The organism is Chitinophaga sp. (genome assembly GCF_035564935.1).
In the GTDB taxonomy this organism is placed as follows: domain Bacteria; phylum Bacteroidota; class Bacteroidia; order Chitinophagales; family Chitinophagaceae; genus Chitinophaga.
The window spans coordinates 1-10,028 of sequence record NZ_DATMTE010000732.1; the positions used below are offsets into that span (position 1 = coordinate 1).

A 10,028-nucleotide genomic window follows, 5' to 3' on the forward strand; every position below is an offset into this window, starting at 1 on the left:
TCTTGGAGCAGGATTACGCTGATTATCCTGATTTTCCTGATTTTTACTTTTGTTTTTCAGTTGTTTTTAGTCGTTTTTAAATAATTAAGGGAGATAAAAGCAAATCTATCTGCTTCTATCTCCCTTAATCCTTTATAAAATCCCAAAAAATAAAATCAAGCTAATCAGTATAATCAGCGTAATCCTGCTCCAAGACAATCGCCTTCGGCGATCCCCTCCACACTCACTCGCCCAGGATAGTGAATTGGTCGGTTACCGGCGTGATGGCGGCCAGTACGCGGTCGAAGAAGGCGGGGCCTTCCTGGGCGTACCAGGGCAGGAAGTTTTCCTTGCGTTCCTGTAAGGAGCCGGCCGGGAACAGTTTATTTTTAATCTGGCGGATCTGGTCTGTTTGCCAGGCGAATTTCTTCTTCTCCGCACGCAGAAATTTATGTTCCAGCTTACCGATGGATTTCAGCGCTTTCTTTCTTTCAGATGCCGTGGTAGCCACCAGCGTTACATCAATGCTGCGGGCCTTTTCTTCGAGCGCATCAAACAGCTGTTCAATGGCGGCGTATTCATCCTTCAGCACCAGCGAAGCATTGGTATGACGCTTTACATAATCGTTCACAATATCTTCTGTTCCCTTGAAAAGATCACTGGTGGTAAGTCCCAGCTTAGTGATGCGTTGCCGGGATATTTCATCGGTGAGCAACAGGGAATTACGCAGCAGCAACACCGGGAAAGGCACTTTATAGTGCGCAAAAAGTCCTTTTAACTCCAGCCAGTAAGCTATTTCACCACCACCACCAATAAAGGCGATGTTAGGCAGGATGGTTTCCTGGAACATACCCCGTAAAATAACATTTGGACTAAAGCTTTCAGGATGCGCCTCCAAAGCAGCTTCCAGGGAAGCGGCGTTGAAAGTCAACGAGGTGTGTAATACTTTCCACTGGTCGCCGTCCCGCACAATACGTTCCCGGGAGCCATCCTGTAAATAAAAAAGATTTATTTCCCGCGGATTAGCCTGTACTTTATAATGTTCTCCCAGCTTTTCCAGTGTATCGCCTACAATGGTATGCGACGCCTGGTTAAATAGCTCATCCTTCATAACGGGAAGGTATAAACGTTTTAATGCAGCGCTGTCGGGAACCAATACCACCAGTCCGAACCGGCCAAACAACGCATGTACCAGGTACAGCGTGGCTTCCTGTATATTAGCATGTTCCAGGTAGGCTTTTTCCAGGAGACTGATCAGCTCCCCGCTGTGAGGCGCATATCCCAGCGTTTTCTTCACTTCGGCAATGAGGGCTTCCAGTCCACCGGGTTTCATGCGGCCTACCGCGCCCTGCTGGCTGGTATTCCAGGTAATGGTTTTTCCTTCCAGGTAGATGCTGCCCAGTTCTTCCAGGTCGGCATCTTCGCTGCCCATGTAATATACCGGCACAAAGTGATGCTGCGGGTATTGCTGTTTCAGTTCGCGGCAAAGCTTAATGGTTTGCAGGATCTTATAAGCGAAGTAAAGGTAACCGGTAAAAATATTGGGCTGATGCGCGGTACATACGGTAAAAGTAGTGGGTTGCAGCAGGGCTGCGATGTTGTCCTGCACGGCCTTTACAGGTTCCAGTGAAGCATATTGCTGTTCCAGGGCCGCTACCAGTGCGGTGCGTGGTGTATCAAACTGCTCACGGGCGGCGATGGCGGCTCCAAAATCCGGACGTACAGGAGAATAGGTATAAAATGGTCTGATCTGCGGACATTCTGCTAAAAAATCTGTTACCAGCTGGTTAAAATAACCAGTTTTCCCATAAGGAATATATTCGGGCATATCGAGTTTCGAATTACAAATTACCAATTACAAAACGATGCAGTGCCAACACATCGAAATTTTTGAATGTACGAAGTTAGGTAATTAGTTAATTGGTTGATCAGAATATTGGTTGACCGGCAATCATCCGTGTTTCTTTGGCGCTTGTTTTGACAGCTATGCTGCGAATAACCGCCTTAGGCAAAACTGGAAAAACACAACATTATGAAGGTAGCAATATTATCGCCGGTGGCCTGGCGCACGCCGCCCAGGCATTACGGACCCTGGGAACAAATGGCATCTAACCTGGCAGAAGGGCTGATAGCCAAAGGAATGGAGGTAACCCTTTTTGCCACGGCCGATTCAGTCACGGCCGGTGTACTGGCGGCCATTTGCGCCAAAGGATATGAAGAAGACCGTGAGGCAGATGCCAAAGTAAACGAGTGTATGCATATCAGTTATCTGATGGAACAAGCCAGGGATTTTGACATCATCCATAATCATTTCGATTTCCTTCCCCTCACCTATTCCCGGCTTATTAAAACGCCGATGGTAACTACTATTCACGGGTTTTCTTCTCACAAAATATTGCCGGTATACCAGCGGTATAATGATATAGGAAGATATGTATCTATCAGTAACGCCGACCGCCATGCATCGCTGCATTATACGGCCACGGTATATAATGGTATCCGGACGGAAGATTTTGCCTTTGAACCTATGCCGGACAGCTATCTTTTATATTATGGCCGTATTCATCCCGACAAAGGCACACACGATGCAGTACAGATAGCCCTTCATTCCCGCCGCAAACTGATCATCGCCGGGATCATCCAGGATGAAGCCTATTTTAATGAAAAAGTGGCGCCTTATATTGATGATGAGCAGATCATTTATATTGGCGCTGTAGGCGGGGAAGAACGGAGCCAGTTGCTTGGCAAAGCCAATGCCTTGCTCCATCCTATTCATTTCAACGAGCCTTTTGGCCTGAGCGTGGCAGAGGCCATGCTTTGCGGCACACCCGTTATTGCATATAACCGCGGTTCCATGCCGGAGCTCATCCGCGACCGGGAAACGGGTTTCCTCGTAAACAATTTACAGGAAGCTGCCGCCTGCATAGAAGATCTTACGCTGATTAACCGCCACCACTGTCACCTGCATGCAAAAAATAATTTCAGTGCAGACGCCATGACCGGGCAATACATTGATGTATATAATACATTGTAACGGCTATACGCCGTCTTCCTTGATCTGTGTGAGTAGTTTTTCGAGGTTAACGGTGGCAAAGCCTGAGGCATAATCAGAAAGGCCGTAAGGAATGATCAGTTCATCGTTGTGGATAATAGATCCGCAGGAATACAGTACATTGGGCACGTAGCCTTCCCTTTCATCTTTGTTGGGCATGAGCAGGGGTTCGCGTAAGCGGCCTATTTCCTTTGCAGGGTTTTCCAGGTCCAGCAGGCTGGCGCCAATACAGTAGGTACGCATGGGACCTACGCCATGTGTAATTACCAGCCATCCATCGGGGGTTTCAATAGGGGAACCGCAGTTGCCCACCTGTACAAACTCCCAGGCATACTTAGGTGTATGAAGGATCTGCGGGTTTTCCCAGATATTAATTTTGTCGGAGTACATGATATACCCGTTAATGCCGTCGATCCGGGAAATCATCACGTATTTGCCGTTGATCTTACGGGGAAAGAGCGCGAGATTCTTGTTCTGCGCTCCTTCTCCGTAAAGCGGCATGATCTTGAAATTATAAAAGTCTTTTGTTTGCAGCAGTTTTGGCTGGATGGTGATACCATCATATGCCGTGTAAGTGGCATAATAGGTAACGCTTCCGTTTTCGCTGGTATATTTTACAAAGCGGGCATCTTCAATACCCCTGCTTTCTGCTTCTGAATAAGGAAAAATAACGCGGTCGGACAGATCGGTATCCAGTGAAAAGTTCAGCTCGTAATAGGAATCCGCCAGCCATAATACCCTTTCCAGCCCTTTTTTAAGGAGATGATCTACCTGGAAGCGTTGTTGCATTTCCCGGATCACCTTTTTAAGGGCGAGGTATTCAAACTGGTCTGGCAGGGAGTTCTGTATTTCACGCATTACGGAGTCCGGCAAACGGATGGATACGGCATTCTGAAAGAATGTTTGTTTATGGTAGAGGGAGTTGCGGATAATTTCCGCTTCATCTACATAATTGCCGGGTGCTATCAGTGAAATTTCATTGTTCTTATCGATAATGCCGGACCGGAAAGCAATGGAAGATACGTGTCCTTCGCCTACTGCGCGGAAGCTCATGATCACGCGTTTTTGTCCTTCTTCCAGCCCGCTCTGGTCTACGTCTTCCACAAGGGAGGGATTGAAAAAAGCGGCGGATTCTATGGAGTATTCGTTGGTGAAATAAGAACCGGTGAGCAATTTGCGTTTGTGCGAGAGTGCTTCGTAGTCGATCTGCAAACCGGGAAACAGGTGTCTCAGCCGGTCTGCATGCCGCTCAAATATCCTGGTAATGTTCCGGTGACGCCGGGAAAATTCTCTTAGTATAGGCATGATCGTTACATTCACTTCAGCGTCGCTCATGGCGGCTACCTGTTGAATGATGGACTTGGCCCTGGCCTCCCCGTTAAAAAAAAACCTGGCTACTACCCTTTTAAGATCAGGATAAATCTTGGTACTCTTCCGCTCTATGGACAATCGCATGGTTATCTTGTTTGTTAAATACTGAATCCGTCTTCCAGGACAACTCCCTTTTTAACAACAACAATGCCGTCTTTTACTGTATATTTTTCGAAGTCCCCGTCTGCTAAGTGTTTCCCGCCGTTTATATGTACGCCGTTACCGATGCGGCAGTTTTTATCAATGATGGCATTATTGATCACACAATTTTCGCCGATGCCCATTAAAGGCCGTCCTTCTGCGCGGGATCTTCCAATTTCGTCGAGTGTTTCGTAATAGTCGCTACCCATGATATAGGCATTGCTGATTTCGCTGCCTTTGCCAATGCGGGTACGGATGCCCACTACCACTCTTTCCAGTTTGTTTGCCATAATAATACAACCGTCTGCTATCATTGTTTTCTCCATATGGCCGGAAATTTTTGTAGGCGGCAACATACGGGCGCGGGAGTAAATGGTTTGTGACTCATCAAAAAGGTTAAATAAAGGAATTTCATCGGTGAGACCGATATTGGCTTCGAAGAAAGACTGGATATTACCGATGTCTGTCCAGTAGCCTTCATATTGATAACTGTAGATACGGCGTTTGTTTTCGATGGCCTGCGGGATAAGCTGTTTACCAAAGTCCGCCGCTTCCGGTTGTGCATTCAGCATGTCGAACAGCACCTGGCGGCTGAAGATATAAATACCCATGCTGGCGAGGTATACCCGGCCTTCTTTCTGCATTTCCTCGCTTACTTCCGATGCCCATGGGGGCAGCACCGCCTGGGAAGGTTTTTCTGTAAAGGAAACAATAGCGCCTTCTTCATTTTCCTTTAAAATACCAAAATCAGAAGCATCCCTGGCGCTTACGGGAATAGTGGCAATGGATATTTCTGCACCCGTGTCAATATGGTGCTTTATCATCTTCCTGAAATCCATCTGGTACAGCTGGTCACCGGATAAAATGAGTATATATTCAAACTCAAAATTCTCCATGTGATGAAGGCATTGCCTTACGGCATCTGCTGTTCCCTGGTACCAGGTGGGATTATCGGGGGTTTGTTCCGCTGCCAGTATATCCACAAACCCCTTATCAAAGTTGCTGAAGTGGTAGGTGTTTTTAATATGCTTGTTCAGGGAAGCGGAATTGAACTGCGTTAATACAAAGATGCGGTTCAGTTCTGCGTTCAAACAATTGGAGATAGGAATATCCACCAGTCTGTATTTACCTGCCAGGGGCACCGCTGGTTTGGAGCGGCGACGGGTAAGCGGATACAGGCGGGTGCCGGCCCCTCCTCCAAGAATAATGGATATTACATCTTTCGTCATAATGGGAATTGGTTTTAGAAGGTCATCACTCAATTATTCTTTACTATTTCATACTCCTGTACATGTCCAGGTACCGCTGTGCGGAACTGTCCCAGGAATTATCAATGTTCATGCCTCTTAGCCGTACTTCGTCCAGGTGTTTGGAGTCGCGGTACAATTCGATGGCGCGCTTTACGGAGTAACAAACATCCCAAACGCTGGCCTGGTTAAAGCGGATGCCTACGCCATCCTTGTCGCCGAAGTCGATGACCGTATCTTTCAGGCCGCCGGTACTACGCACTACCGGAACGGTTCCATAACGCAGGGCATACATCTGGTTAAGCCCGCAGGGTTCCACCCTGGAGGGCATCAACAGGAAATCGCTGCCGGCATATATCTGATGGGATAACGATTCGTCGTACCCGATATGTACATTAAAGCCGTAGCTTACCACGGCGCGGGTTTGTTGCAATGACCATTCAATATGAGGTTCCCCGCTCCCCAATACGAGGAAATTTACTTCTCCTGGCAATTCATGCAGGGTGCGGCCAATTATTTCCGGCAGGAGGTCCGCGCCTTTATCGCCTACCAGGCGGCCAATAAAGGATATCAGCGGTAAGGAAGCGTCCAGCCCGAAGCGTTCGCACAGGAGCTGTTTATTTTCTTTTTTCCCGGTACTTACCGTATCTGTGTCATAATTGAGCGATAACATCCGGTCTGTGGAAGGGTCCCATACCACGTTATCGATCCCGTTCAGGATGCCCACCATTTTGGCTCTTTCCTGGTTGATAAGCGCTTCCAGGCCATTGGCATTGGAATACAGTTCCTCCAGGTAGCCGGGCGACACGGTAGTAACGCGCCAAACACACTTAATGGCGGATGCCAGCGGATTAATGGCCCCGCCCCAGTCGAGCATACCGGACTTCCACAGGTCGAAAGACGGGATCAGGTATAGTTTATCCCATCCAAACTGGCCCTGGTACTGTGCATTATGAATAGTAAGCGCCGTAGGAATGCTCTTCAGCCGCTCATATTTATAACCATAATTAAGCAGGAACGGGATTAACCCAGTGTGATGATCGTGGCAATGGATCACGTCCGGCTGGTGCTGCCATTCGTTGATCCAGTCCAGTACAGCGATCTGGAAGGCCAGGAACCGCTCCGTATCGTTGGGATAGCCGTAAACGCCGGGGGTATCCAGCAAACCGGGGATGTCTACCAGGTACAGGTCGAATCCCAGCTCGTTGCTGCGCTCCTTTATCACGTTAAAGTGGTACCAGTTGTGCCCTAGCCACATACCGGCCTGGTGTACCACATCAAATTCATGGGTGTGGTAATATTTATTCCTGTAGGCCGGTATCACTACTTTGGCAAAATTGCCTAACTGGTGCTGGTATTTGGGCAATGCCCCCACCACATCACCTAGTCCACCTACTTTGGCTACCGGGTAACATTCCGCGCTGACGTGTAATATCTCCATGCTGTTAAATTGATAATCCTTATTAAGTTAAACTGGAAAAATAAGAAAACAAAGACTTCGCGATGATTTTTTAATGATTATTCTGATTATCCTCTCCGGCGGGAACAGGAGCCGTTGTGATCCTTTATATTTGTAACAGCAATTGTTATGTGTTTCACCTCTAAACGCTGAATGCTCATGGATTTTGGCCGTGTTCCCGAAGATATGCTCATGGACATTGATTTTAAACTGCCTGCAGAACCTGTTTTCAACAAAAAGATCCTGAAAGGCAAACCCGTGAAAAAACCGCAGGCCTGGCTGGGATGCGCCAAATGGGGCCGGAAAGAGTGGATCGGGAAAATTTATCCCAAAGGCACAAAGGAATCCGCCTTCCTGGGCGAATATGTAAAACATTTCAACAGCATTGAGCTGAACGCTACCCATTACCAGATCTATGGCCCGGAAACCATTTCCAAATGGGATGAAAAAGCAAAGGGCATGGATTTTAAATTCTGCCCCAAAGTGCCACAGGCCATCAGTCATTTTAGCAACCTGGTGAGCTCCGGACCTAAAACCACCGCCTTCCTCGAAGGGGTGCTGGCCTTTGGTAAACACCTGGGACCCATTTTTTTACAATTGAGTGATAAATATGGCCCGGCCAAACGGGAATACCTATACGAATATCTCGCTTCTTTGCCCACCGACCTGCAATTTTTCGTGGAATTGCGCCATAAAGAATGGTATGAGAACGAGGCCATACGGCTGGAATTATACGAAAAGCTGAATAAACTCAATGTGGGCCTCATTATTACCGATACCGCCGGCAGACGGGATGTAGCGCATATGCACCTTACCATCCCGAAAGTATTTATCCGCTTTGTAGGCAACAGCCTGCACCCAACGGATTATACCCGGATCGACGATTGGGCCAACCGCATCAAATATTGGCTGGACAATGGTTTGAAGGAGCTGTACTTTTTTATGCATATGCACGATGAAGCCACCTCGCCGGAACTGGCGGTGTATCTTATCGACAAGCTGGAAGCCGTTTGCGGGATAGACGTAAAAAAGCCTCAATTTGTAAAAGAATAGCGCTTTTTTTTACGAATACATTACAAGTGGTGAAAAAGACGGACTGAAATATTAATTTCGCCCTCTCAAAACAGGTTTTTACCATGATGCGCGACAAGCTAGAGCAATTAGCCGGGAAACTGGAAGGCACGCTTTATACAGATGATACCATGCGGACACTTTATGCCACCGATGCATCGGCATACCGTGAGATGCCGCTGGCAGTAGCTATTCCGCAGCATATCGACGATCTAAAGACACTGATCAGCTTTGCGCGTGAAAATAAAACATCCCTCATACCCCGTACCGCCGGTACTTCGCTGGCCGGGCAGGTAGTGGGAAACGGGATCATCACCGACGTATCACGCACTTTCACCAAAATACTGGAATTTAATAAAGAAGAAGGATGGGTACGTGTTCAACCCGGCGTTATCCGCGATGAACTGAACATGTTCCTGAAACCGCATGGGTTTTATTTTGGCCCCGAAACCTCCACTGCCAACCGTGCCATGATCGGCGGTATGGTGGGCAACAACTCATGCGGCTCCAACTCCGTAGTATACGGCAGCACCCGCGAGCACCTGCTGGAAGTAAAAGCCCTGCTCAGCAACGGCGAAGAAGTGACCTTCGGCAGCATGGACGCGGAAACCTTCCACCGGAAATGCGAAGGCCCCGATACACTGGAAACCCGGATCTATAAACAGATCCGTACCAGCTTGAGCAACCACAGCTACCAGGAAGAGATTAGGAAAGAATTTCCGAAAAAAAGCATCCCCCGCCGCAATACCGGCTACGCCGTGGATATGTTGCTGGAAACAAGCCCTTTTACCGCCGGTACGGAAGACTTTAACTTCTGTAAACTGATTGCCGGCTCAGAAGGAACCCTGGCCTTTCTTACAGAAATCAAACTGCATGTAAACCCGCTCCCTCCAAAAGAAACCGGCCTGCTTTGCATACATTTTAATAATATAGATGAATCGTTGCGGGCCAATGTGCTGGTGATGGACTATAAACCCAGCGCCAGTGAGCTGATTGACCACTACATCCTGGAATGCACCAAGGACAATATTGAACAAAGCAAGAACCGCTTCTTTGTACAAGGTGATCCAGGCGCTATCCTGGTGGTGGAATTTTGCCGTAACACCCGCGAAGAGATCACCGAAATTGCCGGCAGGCTGGAAGCCACCCTGCGCGCCGCCGGACTTGGATATCATTTCCCCCTGCTGTTTGGCAACGACACCAAAAAGATATGGGCGCTCCGCAAAGCCGGTCTGGGTTTGCTCAGTAACCTCCCCGGCGACGAAAAGGCCGTGCCGGTAATTGAAGATACCGCTGTGGCCGTAGAAGACCTCCCGGACTTTATCCGCGACTTCAACGATATACTGGCGCAATACAAACTATACGCCGTACACTATGCACATGCGGGCAGTGGTGAGATCCACCTCCGTCCCATCATCAACCTGAAAACAGCAGAAGGAAATTTACTGTTCCGTAAAATCGCGGAAGAAATTGCCACCCTCGTAAAAAAATACCATGGCTCCCTCAGTGGGGAACATGGCGACGGCAGGCTGAGAGGCGAGTTTATAAAACAGATGGTGGGCGACAAAAACTATGAACTGCTCCGCCAGATCAAATATACCTGGGATCCTGAAAACATTTTCAATCCCAACAAAATTGTAGACACGCCATCCATGAACACGATGCTGCGCTACACACCAGGGCAGAAAGCCCCGGAGCTGAAAACCAT

At 48.2% G+C, this 10,028-nt stretch carries 7 protein-coding genes; 3 read left to right on the forward strand and 4 right to left on the reverse strand.

What is annotated here, in order from left to right:
* Positions 1–223 precede the first annotated feature (223 nt).
* Positions 224–1,807 (reverse strand): bacillithiol biosynthesis cysteine-adding enzyme BshC, encoded by a 1,584-nt coding sequence (gene bshC, locus VN105_RS18945; protein WP_325643096.1) that lies wholly within the window; start codon positions 1,805–1,807, stop codon positions 224–226.
* A gap of 204 nt (positions 1,808–2,011) precedes the next feature.
* On the opposite strand from bshC, the gene VN105_RS18950 reads away from it, so the two are divergent.
* Positions 2,012–3,013 carry a glycosyltransferase family 4 protein gene (locus tag VN105_RS18950; protein WP_325643097.1) on the forward strand — a complete coding sequence of 334 codons (1,002 nt, stop codon included), beginning with the start codon at positions 2,012–2,014 and terminating at the stop codon, positions 3,011–3,013.
* Positions 3,014–3,016: 3 nt separating this feature from the next.
* Here VN105_RS18950 and VN105_RS18955 read toward each other — a convergent pair whose 3' ends face one another.
* The 3 genes from VN105_RS18955 to VN105_RS18965 are packed head-to-tail and all read right to left on the reverse strand — an operon-like array spanning position 3,017 to position 7,231.
* Positions 3,017–4,486, reverse strand: a complete 1,470-nt coding sequence (locus VN105_RS18955) for a glycoside hydrolase family 130 protein (RefSeq protein ID WP_325643098.1) — start codon at positions 4,484–4,486, stop codon at positions 3,017–3,019.
* Between the two features lie 14 nt (positions 4,487–4,500).
* Entirely contained in the window at positions 4,501–5,772 is a 1,272-nt protein-coding gene (locus tag VN105_RS18960) for a glucose-1-phosphate adenylyltransferase (protein ID WP_325643099.1), read from the reverse strand.
* A 43-nt stretch (positions 5,773–5,815) separates the two neighbouring features.
* Positions 5,816–7,231: a glycogen/starch synthase gene (locus VN105_RS18965; protein WP_325643100.1), complete on the reverse strand. Its 1,416-nt coding sequence runs from the start codon at positions 7,229–7,231 to the stop codon at positions 5,816–5,818.
* A 177-nt stretch (positions 7,232–7,408) separates the two neighbouring features.
* Here VN105_RS18965 and VN105_RS18970 point away from each other — a divergent pair, with 177 nt between their 5' ends.
* Complete coding sequence (locus VN105_RS18970) at positions 7,409–8,302, forward strand: DUF72 domain-containing protein (RefSeq protein WP_325643101.1); 894 nt, start codon at positions 7,409–7,411, stop codon at positions 8,300–8,302.
* Between the two features lie 86 nt (positions 8,303–8,388).
* The coding region (locus VN105_RS18975) for an FAD-binding oxidoreductase (protein WP_325643102.1) at positions 8,389–10,028 on the forward strand (1,640 nt) is incomplete at its 3' end.

Bases quoted from the DNA above. Each gene is read 5' to 3' on its own strand.
- VN105_RS18960 (WP_325643099.1), bottom strand. From the start codon at position 5,772: ATGACGAAAGATGTAATATCCATTATTCTTGGAGGAGGGGCCGGCACC.
- VN105_RS18950 (WP_325643097.1), top strand. From the start codon at position 2,012: ATGAAGGTAGCAATATTATCGCCGGTGGCCTGGCGCACGCCGCCCAGG.
- bshC (WP_325643096.1), bottom strand. From the start codon at position 1,807: ATGCCCGAATATATTCCTTATGGGAAAACTGGTTATTTTAACCAGCTG.
- VN105_RS18955 (WP_325643098.1), bottom strand. From the start codon at position 4,486: ATGCGATTGTCCATAGAGCGGAAGAGTACCAAGATTTATCCTGATCTT.
- VN105_RS18965 (WP_325643100.1), bottom strand. From the start codon at position 7,231: ATGGAGATATTACACGTCAGCGCGGAATGTTACCCGGTAGCCAAAGTA.
- VN105_RS18970 (WP_325643101.1), top strand. From the start codon at position 7,409: ATGGATTTTGGCCGTGTTCCCGAAGATATGCTCATGGACATTGATTTT.